This window comes from Salinimonas chungwhensis DSM 16280 (assembly GCF_000378185.1).
GTDB classification, from domain to species: Bacteria; Pseudomonadota; Gammaproteobacteria; order Enterobacterales; family Alteromonadaceae; genus Alteromonas; species Alteromonas chungwhensis.
The window spans coordinates 39958-62889 of sequence record NZ_KB899385.1 but is presented as its reverse complement, the minus strand read 5'-3'; the positions used below and the strand labels follow the sequence as shown (position 1 = coordinate 62889).

Below are 22932 nucleotides of genomic sequence, written 5' to 3'. Positions count from 1 at the left end.
TATCTCAAAAGGTTGGCTTTCCAGGAGCCCAAGCACAGAACTACAATACGTGAATTTGTAGTTGGTGCCCGGGCCCTTACCTGAAATTTCACAACTCTCTAATTTTTGTCACGTTTACTTCAACATCAAATACAAAATGGATAGTAAGCATGACCTCACCGATTCTGCAGCACTTCATACGGCGCCTGACTGAGAATAATTACCCAACAGGCAACATCTCGTACTCTCTGAACTATGCTCAGGGCGATGGGATGGATTTCGCCGGTACCATTGAAGGCATCGACTGTACTGCATTGGCCGAACGCCTTTTGAACGGCCATGTGAAAGCGGCAGCAAAACGCGCTATCGACAAGGGCGCCTCTATCAAAATTACTAAAATCGACCATCGTTACTCCCATTTTAATACGATGTCCGTCGATACCGCTGACCCTTATTACTATGAGCTCACTGAGTTTGAAGGAAATGCGCTTGATAAGCTGGTGGAGGCGGTGACAGAGGATGTTAATACCCTGTCTAAAGAACTTGAGCGGGAAGGTTATCGCATTCATGAAGCCGGTTCTGAGGTATGGGCGCTAAGCGATCGCACGCGAACTATTAAAACAAATCGTTTCAAGGTCACCATTGCAGAGGTTGAAGACGAATTTTTCTCACTGGATGAGTTCGGCGATAAAGAAGCGGCAGAGTTTTTAGATGGCTTTGTCACCGGTGCTTATCGATACTTTGCGTTGAAAGTCACAATAACCGGACTGGAAACAGGCCTAGAGGTAGGAGAATCAATAGTCGGTCGTGTGATCTGGAGTAATAAGTGCCCCACCAACCATTATAGTGGTCTCGCCAGAGAGATATTATCTGAAGCCATTGAGCAAGCACGGTCAACGATCGGTTCTCTGCAGCTGGCTGCATAAATTCCAATGCGGGGGATAGCGCCCCCATTTCTATACAATTTCAAAGAAGGAGGCTTCATGGCTTATCAGGTACCGACATATAACCAACGGTTAAAAAGGGTGAATACAATCGAAGATTTGCGCAACGAGCTGGCCGGCGCCAAACGTTACATGATGCGCTTACGAAAAGACGCTACAAACGCTAAGGCTGATGCTGAACGAGAGGCCGCCACCAAAAGCCTGGCAAAGGCAGAATCTGTACTTCGCCAGTTGCGCCGCAATTATTTTGAAATTGAAGAGTCTCTGGTGCCAGCAGGTTAACGCCTGCGTTTCCTTCAAACTGGACAGTAACCGGTGAAATGGGAAAGTAAATCTAAGCCATGGGCACAACTGTTTTTCTACGGCGACCGTGGTTAGAAATCACAGGTACGATGGATAACTGAACCCCGCCTATGCTGGTGGGCATAACTAAGCAATTTAAGGAATAGTATGAAACAGTTGATTTTAACAAAGGAGTTGCGCTGGATTGTTTTATTATTTGGGATTTGTGGCGCGGCTATCATTCCATTTACTGTAACGTTAGGTGTGGCTTTATTAAGCATTCCTATGCTCATTGATGTTCCCAGCTTTACAATAGAAATAGCATTCAATGCGGCATCAAGTACCCTTGCGGTTTTATTCTTTGCTTCATGGACTGTTATGGTGAAGTTCGGCCTGGGCTTCATTGTGTTTGGCTACATTGTTGCTCTAGACAAGTTCATCCAGGCGAACAGGACAGAAATGGGGGAGGGCGTATGCGCACAATAGAGCTGGAATTCACCGGTGATGACTGTTCAACGATTACCGAATACAAGACATCTGTCGAAAGAGCGAAGGGTTATACCGGCCCCATTATTATCAATACCCAAAGATTGGCTGAGCTTCATGAGGAAAATGCATGGGCGCTGGTTCAGGTCGCGTTGTTCAGGATCAAGCATGACTCTAAGCAATCAGGCTAAACAATGAATATAAATATACGACCCGCTTAAACAGCGGGTTTGTTATATGGCTCTCGATACCAGGTTCTCTGATTCTGGCGCTAAGCTTCGAAAGTGCGACATTGTGTATGTATCAACAAGGAGCATCAGATGAAGTTTAAAGCAGATATTTTAGTAAAAGATGTAGACGGTACCCAGGAACAATATACGGCCAGTGCGCTCAACAGCCACATGCTAGAGAAAGCAATAAACCGGTATAGAGAAGATGCCACAGTTGAGGTTCTTGAGTACTACACAGAAGAATAACCAACAGCTAATTATATAAAACGAATACCGCCTCCGGGCGGTTTTTTAATGGTTATGAGTAAGGTTCCCTCTCATTCGCCCCCAGCCATGAATCAGTCACATTACCTATGAAGCTAATAGCCAACTTAAGGTAAAGGAAAATTATGAAAATTCAGGCAGTAGTAAATGAAAAAGACACATCCGTATTTGAAATTCAGCAGGTAGCCAAGCTTCGGGAAGTCAGGGTCACCGTCAACTACAAAACCGGCAATATCATTTATAGCGACCCTAAAGGCCGTATGACCAATGAGGAAAAAGCGCTGTTTGTAGAAGGTATCCTGACAACACTTGAGCAATGTGTTCAAAACTGTCGGTCTTTGATGAAAATGACGCCAAGCACCTCATTAAGAAATCTCATTGATATGTGGCAGGGGCAGCAGAAAGCCATCCGCTCTGCGAACGTTTCTCATTAGTTGGCCAGCTAAAACAGACTTACCAAGAAGCCGCCCCTAGGGCGGTTTTTGCTTCCTCCGGATTGGTCACCGACTCCCCCTCTGACACATTTTCCTTAACGAGATTATTAAGGACCCACCATGTTAGAGACATTCAAGAAAATCAATTTCACCCCCGTTGCCGGCCATAAGTATCCCATTGCTGTCACGTTACCCTGCGGTAAAACCCTACAGGGTATGGCGCTTTGTGCTGAAGATGTGGTTTGCAATGGCGTTTATGATTTCTCCCCGGGCTTTATCAGTCTTGAAATAAGCGCTTTGAATCATTTGGACGAGATTGGCGATATGCTTGATCACGATTTTGTAGAAGAAAGCATCTTATATGGTATGAATGATGGCGCATGCATGCAGGTACGCACCAACTATGGATTGGAATGGGAAGTAAGCGACCAAGGAATCCCAGTACCCACCAAATAACGTATAAGCAAAAACAGAAGGGCTGTATCAGTGGTCCTTACCTTCCTTTAAAATCGACAATCATCACCCCCGGCATACGTTAACCCTAGATAAAGAAAAGGAGTTAACCACATGTCAGTATATGTTTTAGATAATCACGAGTTCGCAACCCTGGCTACCTTTTTGGTAAACACAACCAGCAGCGAATCTATTAAAGCTAAGGGCGTTAAATCCATTGCTCACACATTGCGTGAGGCAAACATACAGAGCTTTATGGGTCGCTATGACGAAGACAGCTACGAGCGTGACATCATAAACCTAAATATTGAGAGCATGCCCGACGCTAAAGAGATTTTCTTCATGGCTCGTAATCTGGTTATTGAGAGCATTGAATGGCCGGACTACTTCAAGTCAGAGGCAAAAAAATTAGCCGATGAGATATTGCGCCTGTCACTATGCCCGGCTGTTGCTGGTGGCACTCAGACATTCAACGTGACTGTGAAAGAGGCAGAAACTGCAGCTGGCAATATCATTCACAACAAAGGGCCATTCGGGGGTGAAGGCATAATCGTAGGTGCCAGACGTGAAGCTGGTGGTTATATGCTGGGTACCGGCAAACTATCCGGACTGGTTTGGGACGTTATCAAGCTCGATGGTTCGAACAGAAATTTTGTTCTTACCCAGTGGCATGCTGAGTCGTGTGAGTTCGCTGAGTTTGATTTGTTACCTCTGATGTCGGTAGAGGCGGTTGAAGGCCTAAGAGATCAAATCCTTGAGCAGCGACTAAAGGAGCAGAAGGCCAGAGAAGAAGCGATTAAGGAAACACAGAAGCAAACAGAAGCGTTTCGCGCCCACTGCAAAACCATCATGCCAGAGAAAACAAAAGCCATCATCATCGCTAACCTTGTCGAGGATGAGTCAGATACGATGAGCGACTATCACGGCAGCACCACTAAAAAAACAATCTTGCTTGCATGGTCTAAACATACCCGGGATATATTTTCAGAGATGCGTAAAGCGGCCGCTAACCATCCTTCAACCGCGGCACTAAAAGATGCCCCTGATGAAGCAGAGCATCGTGAGAAATGGTCGATGGGCGGTGGCTATTACCTTAAAGACGGTTACCGTCATTCTACCGGCTGGGAAGTTCGCAAGGTTAAACTGTACGATGAGCGCAGTATCCCGCTTGCAGAATTGGCAGAGTGTCTGCAGCCAGCGAAAAAGACTCAGGCGCCCACATCCCAAGCTACAAAAACTGAAACACGCGCCCAGGCTCCGGATACAGCAGACGGTTACATCAACATCGAATACAACGAAGAAAAAAACGGGGTAGAGCTCCGCTTTCAGGAAAAGCCTGAAGGAGAGATTCTGGAGTCGTTAAGAGTGGGTCCATTCCGGTACCACCGTAAAGGGCGATTCTGGTATGCCAAACAGTCAGATAAAGCAGAAGCAAACATCGCGGTCATTCTTGGCCACATCTCTAAAATGCTTACTACCTGCAATAAGCCGCACTCGGAAAAGGCTGACGAAAAGCCGGCGCCTGAATCCACGAGAGAACCTGCCACGCCGATCACAATGAATTCCATTCTGTTCGGTTAAGCCCTTCGGGGCTACGGCCCCAATTCACCCTCTAGCTGGTGGTTTGAATAAAACGTGAATATGCATTGAATAGATGCATAAATGTTAAAAATCTCACGGGGATATATCACGCATTCCCGCATATGTATTCAAAGCAATATAAAAGCAGGGTTCTTTTCCCTTCCGATACACCCAAGTATTCCCATCAGGCATAGACAAGTAAGCATGGCCAAAGCGGAGCACCAGCCAAACCCCTGGCATCGATAAGCATCAATTAAAGTCCGCTATATACCCGCTACCTAATAATCCATAAGAGCAGCATGCTTTGCTACCAACTCAGGTTTACCATCAACAAGGCAGTGGCCACGTACACCAAAAGTAATTCCGGACATAGCACTGCCGGCGAACTATTCCGGTACCAGCCCAGGAGCATTGGGTATTTAGTAATGAGGTAGGGGAGAGGTAAAACAAATAGGAGAGACATCGAACACTTATCAGGATCATCTCCTAAGGTTCGTATTGAGAAGTTACCCACATCTTCTACTGGTACACAATTCAGAAAGTGAAAAGGCATGTTCAGAATAATACCGTTTTGATGAGATATGCTGATATTAGGATTCCGAATCAAACGCAGCTGGTGGATCTGAGCGGCCACCGCGGTAACGCCTCCCAATTCGCTATCGCTACTCGGGGGCGTTTTCAAAAAAACACTATCCGAATTTCCAAACACTTCTTCTATGCACGGTCAAATATCGAGGAATCACATTCTGCAGCTTGTAGGCCTTATGGTGCTATTTATAGTGTTTCAGGCTGCCCGGTCATTTTTGAGACAAGGTGTCCGCATGAAACTGATAAGCACCACACGGGGGTGATAAACGCGCAAGCCTCTCGATAACAATTTTCTGATTCAAACTATGTCATACCCCTATTCGCTATCGCTGCTCGGGATATGACAATTTTTTGTGACTGCTACACAGCTTTGTCCCTTTTCGCTATCGCTATCCGGGAACAAAGCCTTAAATATAAGTGCCTTCGTTTGCCATTTATTTTCTTACATTCTTTTTTCTAGCACTGTTTGAAAGCGTTTAAGATGTTTTTGATTATCTATGTGCTGTTTAAGGGCAGAGGATGTTTTGAAGAGTTCTACAGTCTGACAAACAAATATTATCAACCAGTCCGTTCAGGAGCAAACCTTGTGTGCAATAAGTAACGCAAAATCGGTTTTCCTTTCGGCCCTTCAGTTTTTTCTACTCCCCTTGTTACTGCACGGAATTGAAGCCGTACATTGTGCTAATCCAAAAGCAAGCAGTAAGGTCAGTGTATTGTTGAAAATATTATCTTCAAACCCAGCCAGCCAGAGGGTTTTGTATTAGTAGGTAACTCGAATTAGCCACGCATCTCTATTCAAGCATAGCAATGATTAAACATAACTGAAGCCCTTCTTGCTTCTCAGATTCTGTTCGTGCAGTTATTTCCACCTCACGTTAAAAGGTAAGGAGCTCATTTTCTTAAGAAGCGTAGTAGTAGAGAACTTTATTGACTCATAAGAACATCCAAAGCCTTGCTAAAACTACGAGTGAATTAGATTTTTAGCAATACACTCAGTTTCTCTACTCCCTACGTTACTGCACGTGCAGTAAGCGTTTTCTATAGACGATGAAATTAGGAAATTTACATTATAAATTTTTAAGAGCAGACCCTGAGCGGCATTTCTCAGATTTAGAGTAGACAATATTAAACTTGTCTTTTAAACGGTGAGAAATTGCCGTCTGATCGTCCCGGCTAGAGCCTGAGACATGCGAAACGCCATTCGTCTTTTAAAAGGCCGTTTGGCGTCATCTGTTATAGTAGCAAGACGCCAAAACGCATTTAAACTGCCTTTTGGGATAGCGGTGTGATTTAAGTCACTGTTTTATATAATTTTATTTTTGCTTCCTCCTTTTTTGCAGTTGATTTTAGGTAATGTACATTTAGAGCATCGAAGTTTTTTGTTTTTTAGGAGCAATTTGATGACTATGCTGCATAGACCACACAACCCGGATGATTGGATCGTCCCTGAGAAAGAATTGGATGAGATGATGCAAATGTTTAATGTTGCAAATGGAGCAAGTGTCGGGGACCCGATTGATATCCGAGTCAGAAATCAATTTTATAAGATGGAGGCTCAAGGTAAGCGAATGTACAAACAAGCAATGGTTAAGATAGGAATCGAAGTATGAACACTGGAGTGGGTAGCCGAAACAAAAATAAAACGACCAGAAAAATTTTTTTAGGGAGGTTAGCAGCTTTTATAGCGCCTGCGATTTTCACGATGAGCTTAATGCAGGGCTGTGGGGATAAGGGACACCAAAATCAAAATAATCGATACCCAGAAACCAGTGTAGCTACTGAATTCCTTTCAGAGTCTGAATTAACAAAACTTCTTAATTTTGCTGGCACAAAATTAGGTTTGTTGGGTATTGAATACTCTACCTACTCTTGGCAAGTCTCTAATAAATTGAGTCGAGACATGTTAATGGAAAGAGTTGAAGCTGGAATGAAAGGATTTCCAGAATTATTTGTTTCTACCGAAAAGGTGTTCATAGAGTGGAGAGAAAAAGGTTATGAGCATGAGATGGTATTAGGCTACAAAGGTTTAGATAATATCAATGTGGCCATACTGGGAGACTATTTAGATAAAAAGTACAACGGTGCAGATATAGGAATAAAGTATGGATTAACGAATCAAGACTTAGCAACCTTGATCGTCAAAACGAAGGGCAATCGACGTCTCTTTCACCAGTCCATTGTAGAGCACACGATGGACATGAAGCGTGACGATTAAAACAGTTCTTGGCCTTGGCTAAATTCTTTTGGACAACTAATAGCTTGGGTTCTACGGCGCTTTGCGCATGCACGAAGATCTGTAAAAGTGCCGTAGCCAGCTTGAACCGCATTGCCCGGATAATGTCAGTAAACGGGCTTTATGTCTGGCCGCGTAAGAAAGGCTGAGGCGCGAAAGGAAAACCAGTGTCCCTTGCCTATTAGCGAACCACCTCAAACGCGACTTTACCAATTAATTGCCGGAATCCAAATGCTTCGCTGACATCACAAAAGTCACGACGAAGAAAGTTAAACTCTAACTGTGCATGGTGCTTCACCTGTTCAGCAATATCACTATAGAAAGTTCGATGCATCATTGTGGGGACACATTTCACTAGCGGTGATTATCTGAAACTGCTCAAGCGCGAGATTCTAATTAGTAGAATGAGTACCGTAGGCCATTTCGCTGAAAACACCGGTTGTGAGGGCTCTTCGGTGTATTGAAGCGGGAACGAATCAACTATCGGCAGTACCGAACAACAGGTGAAGCAAGAGCTGACATATTCGATTACGTTAAGAGGGCTCATAATCCAAGTATGCGATGTAGACTGTAAAACCATGACAGCAGGTTTATGTCATCAAATCGTCCTCAAATCGGGGTAGAACCCTTTTAGAGTTCGGTGCCATAAGAGACAATCGCTATCTCCCCCCAGCTCACGCATTAAAAAGCAGTTTGATAATATTAGTTCTTCAAGTCCCTATTGCCAGGTTCACCGCCTTGGGGATGCGTATAGTCTTAATGCTATAGGTTGTAGTTACTTCGCTTGTAAAATTAGAACCAACTTAAGCGTGTTTTTCTGTACTCTTGAATTGATTTCAGAAGACGTTTTGATAAATTTTTATCATTCAAACTTCCTCTTATCTTAGGGATGGGTACTAAGAGAGCATTAACTGTCATATCTTTGAAATAGATGGGTTTATAACTACTAGCAGTTTATTCTTAGAAATACACTACGCGGTTGAAATAAGCTTGCAATTATCAATCACATTGTTTCGGCGCCATTTAAAATATTCCTATACAAAGTTAGGACCAGTAAGCTTAGATAATTTACTTGCCATCAGTGGGCGCACTTTGGATACATCAACCTCGTTGGCTTTGACCTTTTCTCCACGAGACCTACCGCTCCTCTTTCTGCCATAGTGCTCAGTAGCTGTAAGGTCATTTCCATGACCAACAATTGCGGCGATTTGCTGTAAAGAATATGAGTTATCAGATTTCATGTCAGCAATGCACTGGTGCCTGTATGTATAGAGGCTAATATGTCTTGATCGGCCGTTGAATAGCTTGTTTATCACTCGGGCAAATGCCTGTCGAAGGGCATTGTAAAATTTCGTGTAATCAACAGAATGCCCGTTTGGAGTCTTTAAATCATGAGCATAAATCAAAGCAATTTTGATAAAAAGCAATTGCTTTTTATTAAGATACGATAAGTCGAGATGACGTTTTTCGCCAAACGACCTGCCGTTCGTTTGCTTTCCATTATGTACATGGAGCATCGGCCAACTGCCACTATACGCTTTTGGGTCATAACCTGCCCTACGGAACTCTTCTACGTTTTCATAAACCGCTGCACTGTTCAGCTCTATTGGGCGCATTCCGGTGAGAAGAATGCATTCAGTAAATGCTAGAAGATGCTTGCCCCAGCTAGAAAAATCTTTTGCCATAGTTTCAAGTTCTTCTCGGATACTTGACTCTTCAACTTCAGTTAGGCTTTTCTTCTTTTGGCCGCTTGTTCTATCAGTTTTCGTGAGGGACCCGTCTGGTGAAATTCCTTGCAATTGCTCCTTTAGATCAAGTCGATTTAACTGTTCGAAGTAATAAAGCAAGCTAGCTTTTTTCTTAAACCAAGTAGCTTTGCTAATAGAAGGTTTTTCCACAAGGAGCTGGTTTAGAAGCTCATCTGGGAATTGGGGAGAGTCGTGGGGGCAATTTATTCTCTTAGCCATAGTTATGACGCGGGAGGTATATTCAGCAATAGTCTTCTCAGTTTTTGTTCTTACTTGCATCCATCTCACTCGATTAACCTTTCTCAAATAATTTAACTGAGGAAAGTAACTGCCTCTACAGAATAATGTGAATAAATCGGGTTTTAGGTTTTGCTCACCTAGTTTGCTTTGTATTGTTGCTCACAATATAGAAAGGCGAGACGCCATTTGTACTTTTGACTGCCCTTTGGCGTCACCTCATGAAATGAAATGACGCTAAAGAGCAGTTCGGCGACGCCATACGTCTTTTTGATATAGCAAAAGCGTCTTGTGTTGGTCTTTTTTGTAACTTGAGCACAAGTGCGAGTCGCCGGATATATTTGGCGAGACCCTAAACATCTTCTTGGTGGGTGAATGAAAAAATTGACAATTTTAGCAATATTAGGAGTTATCTGTCAGGGATGTACAACTACTCAGAAGGTAGTCGTACCTGAAAGAGCAAGTCCAGTTGAAGCGAAAATAAATAGTTTGGCTGAGATTGTTGTAAAGCGAACGACGCGAATTCAACAACTCCAGGAAGCTAATTATATTGCTATTAACGGCCAAGCTCCCAAAAGACCTGACTTGGACTTACTGCCTGTTTTAAAACAGGTCAAGTCACTGGGTAAACAATATACTGGCCCGTTGGATACCTTTATCAAAAGACTGTCTGTTGTATCAAGCATGAATCCCCCCCGGTTTCTAAACGTTAAGCCAACGTTCGACATTATCGTGACAGTTGATACTGATTATAAGTCAGTTTTCTCGATGTTAGAGCAAGTTGGTGCTGTGACTGGCTCTAGAGCTGATGTTTATTACAAAGCAGCTGAGAACCTTATTGAAGTTAAGTACGCAGACTATTAATGATGAAACGATTCATACCGTTATTGATATGTTTTACTTCAATTGCGTTTGGGGCTGAAACGGTAAATTTTCCTCTGACACTGAAGGAAAAAGGGAGCGATGAGTCGCGGCTTGTAATGAAGTCGATTTTAGATGCATCAATAGATAGTGAAACGAACCAGAAGCATGAAAAAGATGTGGGCGAGCGCTTAAAGAAGGTGACTCAGGCTGCGTTCAACTGGGGTGTCAAAGAGGGACAGTACTATTTCAACAAGATCAACCAAAATCAGCTGAATAATTACGATTCGAAACTTCAAGTGTTAGCAAATTTTGCTCAATTCATAGTAGATGGAAAATTGCTGTTACCGAAGGTTGTCATTAACGAGCGCCTTTTTCAACGGATAAATGACAGCAAAGTAAGAACAACTGGATTTTCCTACTCACTTTTTGAGCCCGCTAAAATTATCACACAGCCGCCCACATGGAGAGATTACCTATCAATTGCTTTGCAAAAGCCAAGCAAGCCTTCAGCTTTATTTCTGCCACGTTCGAAACAGGAAGAGTCCGTATTTAGATACGAATTTGAGCGAGGTTGGGAATACGGTCGAGAGCAGGCCTCTATAATCTTTGATGAAAATTACAAGCGTTTGGAACGCGATTTAAAGCTTCATTTCAACTTCTTAGACCTGGCAATGACGAACGTTCTAAGAATGCCCTCACTACGCTCAACAGATCCTACAGTCGTGGTCTCTTCTGACGGGAAAACATTATACGGAAACGATGTATTTTATAGTATCGACCAGCAAAGTACTTTTGAAAAACTCGATAAGTGGAAGCCGGTGTTTATTGAGGGGGCCAGATGATCGAGATTCATAATCGCTTTACCCGTGAACAACTAGACACATCGCTTAGATGGGCAGTGAAACACGGAGTAAACGACTTAGTAATTGAAAGCGAATCTCCATTGTGGGCAAAAAAGAATGGTGTCACTACGCCTATTTCAAACCGACAAGTCAGTCAAGAAGAGGTTTCCCAGTTGCTTCAAGATTTGTACCTTGCCAGTGGCCCAGACCATCTCACCAAAGGGAAATACCTGAAGTTCGCCTACGAAATATTGATAAACATCGATGAAAAACATCGCTTCAGGGTAACTGCAACAGGTGTCAAATCAGAGTTTAATGACAATGGTATTGAGCTTATCTTTAGACCTTTTCCTGCGATGGCCCCCTTACCTGATGAAATAGGACTACCGAGGGAATTTGTAGATTCTTTTGACTCAGACTTTGGCGTTGTGTTTGTTTCTGGCCCTACAGGTTCTGGTAAATCAACAACGATCGCTTCAACTTTAACTGAACGAATACTGAGTAAAAAAGAACGAATTCTGACAATAGAAGATCCTATCGAATTTGATTTAAAAAACATCCCTAATCGAATTGCCAATGTAGTCCAGTCAGAAGTTCCAATGCATCTCATTGACTACGAGACGTCGACCGCAAATAGCCTGCGTCGCTCGCCTGACATTATTTTTTATTCTGAGGTAAGAGAGGCATCTGTTGGCCAGGAACTACTTAGGGTTGCTAATACTGGACACTTAGTTGCAACGACGTTACACGCGAATACTGCTGAAATGACGCTTCCCAGGTTTGTTGACATGTTTGAATTTGGTCAACGCCCAGTTATTACGGGTGATTTAATTGAGTCTGTTAGAGGAATTCTAAACCAACGCCTATTCAGAACCCCTGACTTAAAGTCTCGAACAGCAGTGCGGTCATGGGTGGTTTTTTCTCAATCTAATCGTGATGAGATGTATGACAAATATGCTGAAGGTTCATCTTTTCGTTTAAAACAGCAAGTAGCGAAAGCCATAAAAGACCATGGGCTAAGTTTTATTGATGATTTGCGGGCTAAATTTAATGACGGCCAAATTGCTATCTCGGATTTCTCACGTGCAATAAAGAGTGTAGGTGAGCCAAAAGACTTACAGATCATTGACTCCAAGCTCGATGAGTTTATGGACAGAGGTTTCATTGATGACAAAGATTATAAATACTGGAAGAGAAATTTGTGATTAGACCCAACGCTCGACCCAATCATGCTGCTACATATCAGCTGTGGAAAGCTGGAAAGAGAGCAAAAATGAATCTTATGGTCACAGGCTTAGATTGGCTATCAGTTGTTCCATTTCCTCTTCTCTATTTTTTTTCGAATTACTGGTACTTAGGATTCTGTTTGTCCTGGGCGACCATGTTTTATTTTTTAGAGTTATATCGCATGACACCCGTCCAGGGATTAAAGCGCGTTCGCTCAATAATTGCGGGAAATACACGCTTTGTTTCCCGTTATTCTAAACGTCAAAGGAGATTCTCCAGTGGTAATTAAAGATTTGTCGCAGCTTCCTCCACCATATGAATTTGAGGATGGTATATACCCAGTGGTAGTTGACAATGGCTACGCTCAACAAAAATGTGCTTATTGGGGGAACGTAGATGGCCAAAAAACTCGGGTAAACTTTATTGTTCCTAGCCGGGCACAAATGGGCCGTATCAATGTTGATGTTCATGGTGAAGCATCTGGGGTTTATACCGTTTCAGGTTCAGATTATACGGTTGCAGCAGATATTCGAGAGCCAGAGGTGATGCGATCTAAAAATTACGCTTTTTCTGAAATCAACTGTGCTTTAGTTCACCATACATTGGTATTAGCTGGTTTTGGCGGAAAAAAAGTAAAGCTGGCAACAGGTCTACCCTTTTCTCATTATTTTCGTAACCGAAGTATTGATGAAGTATTTGTGCAGAAAGTAAAAAACAGCTTGCTCCAACCTTGTAAGTCAGCTGTTGGAAAAGCGATGCCCGAAATAGTCAGCCATACGATATATCCCGAGTCCACAGCTGCAGCAGTATCCTATGCATACAATGAGGAAACTGGAGATCTTAAAAGCTTTGAGAATGGCTTAGTAGTTATTGATATGGGTGGCGGTACTACTGATATAACCATTGTTAATGGTGATTTTACTCTTGATATGGATTTGAGTGGTTCCCGGCAGCTTGGTGTAATTGATATTCGTGAAAGCTTAAGAAGTGCTATAGAAGCTACATTCGAAGTTTCAGGTATGACTGATAAACAGTTAGACCTTGCTCTGAGATCTGGCGAATTCAAATTATACGGCGAACCTAAAGACATTACCTCGTTGATCGACTCTTCTACAAAACTAACAGTTAAGAAGCTCTCTACGCTACTTTCTGAAACGATTGGAGAAGGAGCTTTTCTTGATGATATTTTATTTGTTGGTGGAGGCGCACAGATCCTCTCTAAAGCATTTAAAGACCGTTACCAGCAAGCTCACGTCCCATCAGAGGCGGAATATGAGAATGCTAATGGAATGCTGGACTATATGATATTGACCAGTGAGGCTGCTTAACCAAGAACGATGTGATCAATATGGCTAAGAAGTATCGAATTATCGTCCATTTATATCGTAGCTCCCCATTTGAAAATGAGGTAGCAAAATATATTGAAAATTGCAGCCAGGAAGAAATTAGGCATTTATTGTCAAAAGGACTCTGGTTAGATGATTTTATTGAATTTACAGGCACAAATCTAAGTGATACTCGATTTGATGGCTCTTTCATGGAAGGAGGTGACAATGAATACTCCTTTTACCTTCGTTTCCCAAGTTCGGAATCAAAACTTTCTATGTCAAGAACGCAGCGAGTTCGAGAGCGTGTTCTAAAATTTAATACCTTTCCTGCACGTTTAGCATATCTAAGAAAAATTATATTTAGAGGGTATCTTGCTGAGCATGCGTTTGAGGGAAAGTACAGTGCTCTTTTCTCGACTCTTATGTCTCAACCAGTGGCTGAACGACAATCGCTTAATCTAGCTACACCACTAAAAGAGTCTTCTGCAGTTACTACTCCAGATAATATGACCATGAAAAAAGAAAGTGCAAAGGCGAGGTTAGGGGGGTTAATGTGAGAAAAATTTTAAGCTCTATCGCTTTGACTGTAATGCTTGCAAGCAATACAGCCACAGCGGGCTTTTATATTGATATGCAAGGACTGAATAAACCCCTTAATAAAACACCAGGGGTTGCTGACGGTTATAAAATGCTAACAGGTAAGTATTACGGAGTCATACACGAAATAGGCAAAGGCAATCCGGGCAAAACGCAGAGTTTTGGCGATAGTTCAACCATTGCTGATGCTATGTTTATGATTATGCCTGAAGGTTGGTATGCATTTGTTGATGAAACTGTTGAAGAAATTCCATTGGTTTCTTGGGATGCCAGCCATGAAAAAGGTCAATATTGGACAAACGTGCTTGCTGATATTGGTAAAGATTATGGTCTTAGGTATGTGATTGATTGGGACCAAAAACTAGTACAAATAGATCTGGAGCCTGATTTCACCAAACCAGATTATGATGACCCAATTGTTGTAGCAGATTCAAATGATGAGCGGCAAATGTTTATTTACAAGAAAAAGCCGAACTTGTCTGGTTACCTCTTGAAGGATGGTGAATACATTCCTGTTAAAGTTTCAAATTAAATACTTCCATGCAAAAAACCCTGTTAGAACAGGGTTTTTTTATATAATTATTTCAAATCCTTGTTTTGTGTTCCCTCAAGAGGTCCAGAAATGTTTCCTCCTTGAGGGGTTACTCCTCCAAGCCCCTCTGGCGCCTTGGAGATAGTTGACTGCACAGTGCTAAATTGCTGATTTCCGCTATGAACATAACCTTGTGCACCCATTGAGTCGGCGCCGTGGCCAAGTGCCCTAAGTGCCTTGTCATTGATTTCATGCATGATAGAGAACACTCGTTCAATAACAGAGACACAAACTGCGATCAAAGCAGCCGTAAGTCCAAAAAAACTTACTACCCCGGTCGTCGTAGTACTGCTCATGGATTCGGCAAACGGGGTCCAAAGAAGAAAAGTGATATGGCCCATCATCAATAATAAAGGGTAAACGACAATAAAGCTGATCACTAACATAGGGAATCTTAAGAATGATCCAAAGGCTAATATATAGCCCTGCTTAGCGCGTTCACCCACGAAACCATGCCCATCTGTGAATGCGTGAGAAATGCCATGTATGGGAGCTAATATTATTTGTTCCAGTGCTGCACTGAAAGCTCCAATAACTCCTCCCAACCAATGCATTAGCGGAATGGTCGGCAAATAAAAGGCAAGGTAAACCCCCATTGTCAATAAAAGTGCAATGAGAAGCATAAGACCAGTAGCAATTTGTTTAGCCATTCCTTCGGCTGTACCAGTGGCTATGGCTTTACCAGTTTCCAGCATCGTGCCTATAAATGGAAGGCTAGTAACTTCGACTCTAGATAAATTGTCACTTACCTCCACGGTAATATTCGCAGTAAGCAGGAGTGCAATTAATGTTTCTGCAGTCACGATCATCTCATGACCTAATTCCATCAAAGCAAACAGGGGATCGTTAGTTTCATTTACGGTTCTTAGTGAAGCGCCAATTAGCCAAGACATCGCTTTATCTTCTAGATGTGATAAGTAGTCAATGTTCTCAGTGCTTGCCGAGCTCAGCCGGCCACTACGACCTTCAGTTACTTTGTCTACTAAACTCCATAGCTCTGTTAAATCTTCATGATGCAAAGCTTTGTCTTCAATATTACTTGCCTGAACCTCCATTGAAGTAAGCATGCTGGTGAAAGCCTGTGTTCTAATAGAATCAACCCACCATGTAGATCCTAGGCCTATGAAACCTATGTCATTTAGACTGTAATTATCAAGAAATGAAGGCGTAGATTTAAGATAGTTAGGTAACTCAGAATCTGGTTTTTCTAATTCTAAGGATTTTTCATTTGCATAATCAATTCTGGCTAATCGAATAGCGTTGTTATATTCAGCCGCCAAATTTTCGATAGCCAATTTCGTCTGCTTCTTAATAATCCGCAAATCTTCGTGATCAGCATCATTGATATATACCTTATTCACAAAATCAGCTGCAGGCTTACTCATTTCGTTGAAGAGGTTTTGAAGTGCTGCATAATTACCGTTTAGTAAATTATTTTCGGCCCGGCCATCAGTCGTCATACGGAAGTCAGGTTCTGAAAACTCAATCACGTACTCACCGCAGGCCATGTCTGAGTAGCCACCCACCTTAAACCAGCTGTCGGACTCATCACCATATTTAATGCCATAAATGTTTGTCGCATTGTCACCTGTGCCTTCCAAGTCAATGACAATAGAGGGAGTGATAACTGTTTCTCCCGAAGCAGTTCCTTCCGCAGCGTTTATACCATGAGCACATACGAGTGTTTCAAATGCTTGCGCTGCAATTTCATCTGAATTTATAGGCAGTGTCTTCTGATGAAAAGCGCCAACAGACATGAAAGAAGTAGCTTTATCAGAGAGATTATTTGCAACACTTAAACTATGACCTGTTAAATAAATATGGACGAGCTGGTAAAAACAATAACCTGCAGCTAATGGAACAACAGATACTAAAGCAATTACCATTCTTACTGGAACACCAGTAGAATCTAATTTCTGTTCATTCATTTTTCCAGAGTGAATGGAACCGAAAAACCATTTAAATCCACCAAATGCTACCAGCAATGTAGCCACAACAGCTAACGCTCCGCACCAAGCTAGCATTACAGAGCCAAGAACCGTATCTGGTTCTTGTGGAAGTTCCCCCCCAGAGATAATGTTCGTGACATCGCCCAGAACACCGCGAAGAACTTGAACACCTAAGTCATTAGGATTCTCGATGATTGGCTCACTTTCATATACATCGCTCCCACCTTCCTCCTGCGCTACTGCTTTCCCGCTTATTAGAAAAAGCAGAACTGTCAGTGTGATAAAACACCAATTTTTCATTCTAGATGCCTAATAGTGAATTTCCTGATTTATCGCGCTTATTACGTTGTGACACACAACCCGCGGCTTGATAATCCTATTGTCGTGCAGAGAGGTTTCTTTGCAATTTGAAACCGGATTTATTGAGATTATTAGGTAGGTCATGTCTGTAAACATAGAGTTTGATGACAATGCTATTCAGAAACACTGGAGCATGTACCCACAACTGCAGTCATTTTTTGACAGAATGTCATTGGCTGAAGTCTGGGTTCTTGATGACGAGATTAATGTAAAAGCTCGTGTCGGAAATTGGGTTGAGTCACTAAATGAGAGAAAGTTGAAATCTCTAAATGATGACCTCCCTTCGCTGTTAACTGTACTGGCTTTTCAAAGAGTTCAGTCATCAATGTACCTTCTGCAGCAACTCGAAAAACGCTTACCAGGTATAACGAATTCACTCACATTTTCAGCTAATAACTTACTCACAAGTGAGCAATATAACCGGCCAGCAAAAATTCTACTTGAGAGGCTGGCCGCAGCTCATACTCAAGTTTCTTTGCAGGAGCTTTTGAACAATGAGCGATTAGCGTTGGTTTATGCGGCACTTAATAACGTTAATGACAGAAAAGGGAAAATGTTATGAATCGACTCAAGGTAATTATGCTCTCTATAACATTAATACCAGCCCCGATCTTTGCTCAACAGGCTGGCGGTGGAGCAACCAACGCTTTTTCCTGCCCTTCAGGTGATGATTCTATCGCTTGTAAACAAAAAGAGCAGGTAGAAGCTATTTGGGTAGATATGAATAAATCAGCTACCTATCTCACCGATGAACTAATTCAAAATCCGGATTCCGCCATTGAGGCCGGCTGCCTGGATGACATCATGCAGCTTGATCTGTCCGTTATCACAGTTGACCCCTACGGCATCTGGAACAGTGTCTACGCCGGTCTGAAAGACCAATTGATGAATATGGCCTGTAGTGCCGTTGAAGATAAGCTAAACGAGGCTTCTGCTTATTTGGATGCAAAGCTTGAAGCGCCAATGGGACTAGGCAGTGTCTCGCTAGGACAGAGCGGCAGAGCTAATAGCTTTTCAGATATTCAGGAAGCTCGTGTCTATATGAATGACAGAGAAGCTCAGGAAGCTGTAGTGGAAGAGGTATTTGGTGAATATCCCCGGGTGAAACAGCGGCGATGGACGGAGCAGGAAATTGAGCAAAGGCGGATTGAAAATGGCGGGCCGAGCACTCGTTCAAGACGTTCTGCGCAAGAGGAGAAGGTAAGATCTGTTTTAAACGTAAATCGGATATTTGGTGAGAGTGACAAAGGAAATAAAGATGAGTAGATTCTGGTTAGCATTCTTATTAGGCACTTTGGTTAGTAGTAATGCATTTGCAGGCTGTGATTCTTGCTTGCAGAAAGATATAAAAACTGCCTCCGCATCAATAAATAGTTCATTGAGCTCATTAAAAACTACCGTCAATACAAATGTTTCTGCTACTGAAACTCTCAACAACACAATTTCAGCGTCATCTTCATCATTGGTGGGTTTGCTTGAATCGCAAAACACACAAATGGTGACAGCAATTGATGCGGCTACTAATAAAATTATTTTGTCAAATGACAAGCTTAATAAAACAATAATTAACCTTACTGATTTCATGACTAATGAGATATCACAGGCTATGAAGTCTGAATTCAAGATCGATGCATATTTGAGATCAAAAGAAACCCTTGGTCCTCAGTCACAGCCAATATCAGGCGACATCGCAGTAAATAGAGCCCCATTACTACAACAAGCAATTGTTGATTTTGAAACCAAGCTTGCTGATCAGCTGGTGCAATTTAAACAATGGGCTTTGCTAAAAGGGCATAAGGATAATGGTCAAAAACTAAGAAGAAGAGAGGTGGACAAAAAAATAAAGGAACTTACTCCGGAACTAGACAAATTGACACAAAATTTACTGACAGAGCAAGAGGTGGATGACTTACTGACCTTAATCAAGCTAATGGTCCTTCCATCTCCTAAACCCTCAGATACGCTTGAGGGCAAAGATGCAGCTGAATACTACCGGCAAATACAAAAGAAAACTTTAGCATTTTCAGTATTGGCCCGAGATGTATTACTAAGAGCTCCATTGATTGAGACCAAAGATTGGAAGATAGGCTATACGAAAGTAAATGATATTGATGGAAAGACTTCTTTAACGGAATTTATGTTGTCTGAAACACAGAGAAAATACTTTTCTCCGGAGTGGCATTTGGATATTAAAACAAAAACTGACACCGGTCTTCTCAGGGAACAGGTATATCAAACTAATATGACAAATTATCTGCTCAACGAGTTGATTGAAGAAGAACGACAAACTCTTGGCTTGTTGAGCTTCCAATGAAAAGGATATTTAAAACTATTTTTGTTGTATGGCTAACTCTGATGTCAATCAATGCTAAGGCTGAGATTGGTTTTGGATCATGCTGTGCTGGGGCTACATGTGGAATTATTCCTTGCGATTCTACTTGCGCTGGGCCGGCTTTAATTAGGTTCGGCAATTCATTTTCCTCCTTGTTAGATGATGTAAGTAATGAGCATAGTTCATTAGCACAAGAAACTGAAAATGTTAGCACCGCTGCTGTTGATTTTTACACTGATTTAGCAGAGCAGAAGTCCAAAAACTCTAAAAATACACTGGTATCGATGGGTGGTATGACTGGCAAAGTAGTTTTGAGCAAACGACAAACATTAAAAGTTTTGCAATCTCAGTATGAGCAAGTTACAAATTTGGTGGTGGAGGCAATAAAGAGCCTTTCAAATATTGGACGGTATGCTGATCACGAGAGGGTTTTAGGTAACCAAGCATTGCCAGGTAATTTTAACCGACTCAGTGACGACTCTGATACGAATCTAAGAATTCTAAAAAGTAAAAAAGGGCTGGAAATTGATATTCAATTGTTAATGAGTAGCACGGCTGAATTTAACAAAAGAATTAAAAAAATGAATGTTCAGGCCGCAGCTAATAAACCTGGAACTAATTTCAACTTTTCTTTTGCTAGACTTCTCCTTAGTAATGGAACCTACCCTCTATCACCCATTGATATTATCAGGGAATCTTTCCCACTTGCTAATCTGATGGGAAAACCAGCCTTATCCCGTGCGTTAGCTAAGTTAGTGTCTGAGAATTTGGAAGCAGGAAATTCTGGCTCATCTTTCAACCTTAAACTATCAGAAGCTGCTCTAAAGGGTGTAGCTGATAATCAAGCAATTGCAGAAACTTACTCGCTAAATGATGTTGGCCTTCATAGAAAAATTTCATTAAACCGACAGATGGCCGAATCTTTACTTTTTCAATTGATAGAACTTAGAAGGTCCCGAAATACAGTATTGGAGGAAGCCGCCAATGACAAAAATTAGTTTAGCGGTAGCAACATTCATATTTGTTTTTTCAAAGCAAGCAATAGCTTGGGAGCCATGTTTGCCATTTTGTGACGCTGGTTGCAGTGGTGCCGCAATGATCAAACTGGCAAGCGATACGGTTTCTTCAATAAATCAGTATAAAATAGAATGCACTGAATTGACTAAAAGTTTGGCATCTTCCAGCACTGAGTTTGCTGACTTAACTGCTGATATGACGGAAGGTTTATTTTCAAATCACACAGATTCAATAACTGCTTTAGATGGTCTTGTGAGCAAACTAACATTATCAACTACACAGTCAGCCAAGTTTCATGAAGCAAATGCTAATACTATAACTAATACTTTCGTGAAAAATATAAAGGATTTATCAAAAGTAAAATATTTTATAAATTCACATGAACGATATGGAGAATTAGGCCAGTACTCTCATCCTTATCTCTTTAAGGCCACATGCCCGGATTGTGCTTTAGAACCTGTACATGTACTGAGTGATCTAGAAAATAAATTATCGAAAAAGAAATCAAAATTAGCCCTAATTACATTTGAATCCAGTGGTGAAGCGAATAATTCGGTTCTGAAGAACAGGATGCAGCATGATTGGTTGACATCAAAATTTTCTGCATCATCACTAAGTCCTGTTGAAGTTGCCCGTATGCAGGGTATTTTCATAAAAGAACCTTCTGACTCAAATCCCAGGTACGAAGCCATTAGAAAGCTGAAGTCGGTAGTGGTAGCGAATAGGATCACTGAAACGTCAAGAAGCAATGTAGAAGGCTATTCGAAATTAAACCTCTCTACTTACCTTAAAGGGGCTACATTTGACTCCCTGTTGAGAGGTCATGAAGCAAATTCTATTGCAGACGATATGTCAGCTGTTATGAAGCAAAATGACCATGCTCTTTTAATAAGACAAGCTTTGTCGCAAAACGCAATCAATACCAACCTTAACAAACTCAATGCGGTTGGAAGACAACGCAATATCTTGCTAGCAATTAAACTTATTACAAAGAGCGATGACTGATTGCAGCAGCTATGCTGCAAACGACTTAGCGTTCTCTGTACAGCTCAAATGTTATCCAGCTAGTCTTGGATAAACCAATATTTAAGGAAGTATAACGATGTCCAATACTAATAGTCATAACGAAAGCTTGGGTGATGTAGATAATGTAGAGGAAAGTTTTGAAGAGTTGATTGAGCAACTTGATAAAGAAGCGAACTCAAAGAGAAGTCAGGAAAAAGATCATTCTTCAGTTACCGAATCGATTAGTGAATCTATAAATGAGCCGGCTTTAGACATGGATGAAGGTCAAATTTCCTCGAATGAGTTTGAATCGTTGATGGAAGAAATGGCGGAGTATGATTCTAAGGCAGAATCCCTGCCTGAGGGCAATGTCATTATTGAAGCTGGCGATACAGATGATATACCGCATCAAATTTCAGAGGACGATAGTGTTCAGGTACCTGAGAACGAGAAACAGAACGAAGATGAAGATGAGGATGAGGATGAGGATGCGTCATCATTCAATTCGTACCATGAAGCAGATAATGCTAGTTCATCATTTGAGACGAATGGTGATCTAGATCAGCATGACTTTGATAGCGAATTTATCAATACTTCAGCGGATGTGACTGAAACGGAGAGTGAAATAACAAGTGACGCAGAGGAGAGGATTAATAAATCTCAAATGCAATCTGGCGCCAATATCTCTGAAGAACTTCATCAATACTTACGGTCGCAAAACTCTAGTGAACCACAGCAAACAAACCAACATCAAGCTGCACCTAGTGCTTCCTTGTCTCAAGGATATTCACAAGGTAAAAATGTCGGAGGTGCATTAGTTGATATAGGTTCTACAGTTGCAGGAGCAGCATTTGGATTAACCGGAGCGTTGATCAAGGGTGCTGGTAGTGCTGCAAAGAATGGAATTTATAAATTATCAGATTCCCTGCCTAAAAATGATGGTACTGATCAAGAAACAGTGGCCAGCCTTGAACACATTGTTCCTAAGTATTCCGGAGACAATGATGTTGGTGTAGAGCAATTAGATAGCCTTGCTAAGACGCTGCAAACGATAGGAGCGCAACCACCATCGGAAAGAGACCTGGATGAAATGAAGGATGTAATAGGGGATATACAGTCAGAACTCGAGAAATCAGATGAAGACTTTCAAGCGGATACTGTCAGTAAAATCGAAGAAGCATTACATAGTATCAAGGATGACTCGGAAACTCATTTCGATGAGAATAGTGAATCAAATGATAAGACTAAAGCACTTCAGGAACTTATAGAGAAGGTCTTAGAATCTATTAAAAAGATGTTTAGTAAAAGTGCATCAGATACAGCAGAAATGTCAAATTAATCAGGCTACTTACTACTCAAA

The 22932-nt window shown here is 41.8% G+C and carries 25 protein-coding genes; 22 read left to right on the top strand and 3 right to left on the bottom strand.

The features are described from left to right. Positions 1-149 precede the first annotated feature (149 nt). The 10 genes from F458_RS0113865 to F458_RS0113820 all read left to right on the top strand — a co-directional run bounded on the left by F458_RS0113865 (position 150) and on the right by F458_RS0113820 (position 7456). Positions 150-905 (top strand): hypothetical protein, encoded by a 756-nt coding sequence (locus F458_RS0113865; RefSeq protein ID WP_018984026.1) that lies wholly within the window; start codon positions 150-152, stop codon positions 903-905. 57 nt (positions 906-962) lie between these two features. Further along, positions 963-1205 carry a hypothetical protein gene (locus tag F458_RS0113860; RefSeq protein ID WP_018984025.1) on the top strand — a complete coding sequence of 81 codons (243 nt, stop codon included), beginning with the start codon at positions 963-965 and terminating at the stop codon, positions 1203-1205. Positions 1206-1373: 168 nt separating this feature from the next. Then, positions 1374-1691: a hypothetical protein gene (locus tag F458_RS0113855; protein WP_018984024.1), complete on the top strand. Its 318-nt coding sequence runs from the start codon at positions 1374-1376 to the stop codon at positions 1689-1691. Continuing rightward, positions 1679-1882, top strand: coding sequence for a hypothetical protein (locus tag F458_RS0113850; RefSeq protein WP_018984023.1), 204 nt, complete (start codon positions 1679-1681; stop codon positions 1880-1882). The genes F458_RS0113855 and F458_RS0113850 overlap by 13 nt, the downstream gene beginning before the upstream one ends. 129 nt (positions 1883-2011) lie before the next feature. Then, positions 2012-2167, top strand: a complete 156-nt coding sequence (locus F458_RS20730; RefSeq protein ID WP_018984022.1) for a hypothetical protein — start codon at positions 2012-2014, stop codon at positions 2165-2167. Positions 2168-2310: 143 nt separating this feature from the next. Continuing rightward, on the top strand, positions 2311-2619 hold the full coding sequence (locus F458_RS0113840) for a hypothetical protein (protein WP_018984021.1): 309 nt from the start codon (positions 2311-2313) through the stop codon (positions 2617-2619). A gap of 120 nt (positions 2620-2739) precedes the next feature. Then, positions 2740-3075, top strand: coding sequence for a hypothetical protein (locus F458_RS0113835; protein WP_018984020.1), 336 nt, complete (start codon positions 2740-2742; stop codon positions 3073-3075). A 111-nt stretch (positions 3076-3186) separates the two neighbouring features. Next, entirely contained in the window at positions 3187-4653 is a 1467-nt protein-coding gene (locus F458_RS20195; RefSeq protein WP_018984019.1) for a hypothetical protein, read from the top strand. 1988 nt (positions 4654-6641) lie between these two features. Next, positions 6642-6851, top strand: a complete 210-nt coding sequence (locus tag F458_RS0113825; RefSeq protein WP_018984018.1) for a hypothetical protein — start codon at positions 6642-6644, stop codon at positions 6849-6851. After that, positions 6848-7456 (top strand): hypothetical protein, encoded by a 609-nt coding sequence (locus F458_RS0113820; RefSeq protein WP_018984017.1) that lies wholly within the window; start codon positions 6848-6850, stop codon positions 7454-7456. The genes F458_RS0113825 and F458_RS0113820 overlap by 4 nt, the downstream gene beginning before the upstream one ends. 199 nt (positions 7457-7655) lie before the next feature. Here F458_RS0113820 and F458_RS20725 read toward each other — a convergent pair whose 3' ends face one another. Both F458_RS20725 and F458_RS0113810 read right to left on the bottom strand, forming a co-directional pair. Continuing rightward, positions 7656-7811, bottom strand: a complete 156-nt coding sequence (locus F458_RS20725; RefSeq protein WP_018984016.1) for a hypothetical protein — start codon at positions 7809-7811, stop codon at positions 7656-7658. A gap of 697 nt (positions 7812-8508) precedes the next feature. Further along, complete coding sequence (locus F458_RS0113810) at positions 8509-9501, bottom strand: site-specific integrase (protein WP_018984015.1); 993 nt, start codon at positions 9499-9501, stop codon at positions 8509-8511. 333 nt (positions 9502-9834) lie between these two features. Between F458_RS0113810 and F458_RS0113805 the strand changes: the two genes are divergently transcribed. The 6 genes from F458_RS0113805 to F458_RS0113780 all read left to right on the top strand — a co-directional run bounded on the left by F458_RS0113805 (position 9835) and on the right by F458_RS0113780 (position 14849). Continuing rightward, on the top strand, positions 9835-10323 hold the full coding sequence (locus F458_RS0113805; protein ID WP_018984014.1) for a hypothetical protein: 489 nt from the start codon (positions 9835-9837) through the stop codon (positions 10321-10323). Continuing rightward, on the top strand, positions 10323-11165 hold the full coding sequence (locus F458_RS0113800; RefSeq protein ID WP_018984013.1) for a type IV secretory system conjugative DNA transfer family protein: 843 nt from the start codon (positions 10323-10325) through the stop codon (positions 11163-11165). The genes F458_RS0113805 and F458_RS0113800 overlap by 1 nt, the downstream gene beginning before the upstream one ends. Beyond that, positions 11162-12370: a type IV pilus twitching motility protein PilT gene (locus F458_RS0113795; RefSeq protein WP_018984012.1), complete on the top strand. Its 1209-nt coding sequence runs from the start codon at positions 11162-11164 to the stop codon at positions 12368-12370. Before F458_RS0113800 ends, F458_RS0113795 begins: the two co-directional genes overlap by 4 nt. 300 nt (positions 12371-12670) lie before the next feature. Then, positions 12671-13720, top strand: a complete 1050-nt coding sequence (gene parM, locus F458_RS0113790) for a ParM/StbA family protein (protein ID WP_018984011.1) — start codon at positions 12671-12673, stop codon at positions 13718-13720. Positions 13721-13740: 20 nt separating this feature from the next. Continuing rightward, a complete protein-coding gene (locus F458_RS0113785; protein ID WP_018984010.1) occupies positions 13741-14277 on the top strand; it encodes a hypothetical protein in 537 nt (178 codons plus the stop codon). Then, a complete protein-coding gene (locus tag F458_RS0113780) occupies positions 14274-14849 on the top strand; it encodes a hypothetical protein (protein WP_018984009.1) in 576 nt (191 codons plus the stop codon). The genes F458_RS0113785 and F458_RS0113780 overlap by 4 nt, the downstream gene beginning before the upstream one ends. Positions 14850-14896: 47 nt before the next feature. Here F458_RS0113780 and F458_RS0113775 read toward each other — a convergent pair whose 3' ends face one another. After that, positions 14897-17158, bottom strand: coding sequence for a DotA/TraY family protein (locus F458_RS0113775; protein ID WP_018984008.1), 2262 nt, complete (start codon positions 17156-17158; stop codon positions 14897-14899). A 142-nt stretch (positions 17159-17300) separates the two neighbouring features. On the opposite strand from F458_RS0113775, the gene F458_RS0113770 reads away from it, so the two are divergent. The 6 genes from F458_RS0113770 to F458_RS0113745 all read left to right on the top strand — a co-directional run bounded on the left by F458_RS0113770 (position 17301) and on the right by F458_RS0113745 (position 22911). Next, entirely contained in the window at positions 17301-17780 is a 480-nt protein-coding gene (locus F458_RS0113770) for a type IVB secretion system protein IcmW (protein ID WP_018984007.1), read from the top strand. After that, the gene (locus tag F458_RS0113765; protein WP_018984006.1) at positions 17777-18484 is read left to right on the top strand and encodes a hypothetical protein; all 708 of its coding nucleotides are present in this window, start codon (positions 17777-17779) and stop codon (positions 18482-18484) included. The genes F458_RS0113770 and F458_RS0113765 overlap by 4 nt, the downstream gene beginning before the upstream one ends. Next, positions 18477-19532, top strand: coding sequence for a hypothetical protein (locus F458_RS0113760; RefSeq protein WP_018984005.1), 1056 nt, complete (start codon positions 18477-18479; stop codon positions 19530-19532). Before F458_RS0113765 ends, F458_RS0113760 begins: the two co-directional genes overlap by 8 nt. Further along, a complete protein-coding gene (locus tag F458_RS0113755) occupies positions 19529-20548 on the top strand; it encodes a hypothetical protein (RefSeq protein ID WP_018984004.1) in 1020 nt (339 codons plus the stop codon). The genes F458_RS0113760 and F458_RS0113755 overlap by 4 nt, the downstream gene beginning before the upstream one ends. After that, the gene (locus F458_RS0113750; protein ID WP_018984003.1) at positions 20535-21572 is read left to right on the top strand and encodes a hypothetical protein; all 1038 of its coding nucleotides are present in this window, start codon (positions 20535-20537) and stop codon (positions 21570-21572) included. Before F458_RS0113755 ends, F458_RS0113750 begins: the two co-directional genes overlap by 14 nt. Positions 21573-21669: 97 nt before the next feature. Further along, the gene (locus F458_RS0113745; RefSeq protein WP_018984002.1) at positions 21670-22911 is read left to right on the top strand and encodes a hypothetical protein; all 1242 of its coding nucleotides are present in this window, start codon (positions 21670-21672) and stop codon (positions 22909-22911) included. The last annotated feature ends 21 nt before the right edge of the window (positions 22912-22932 follow it).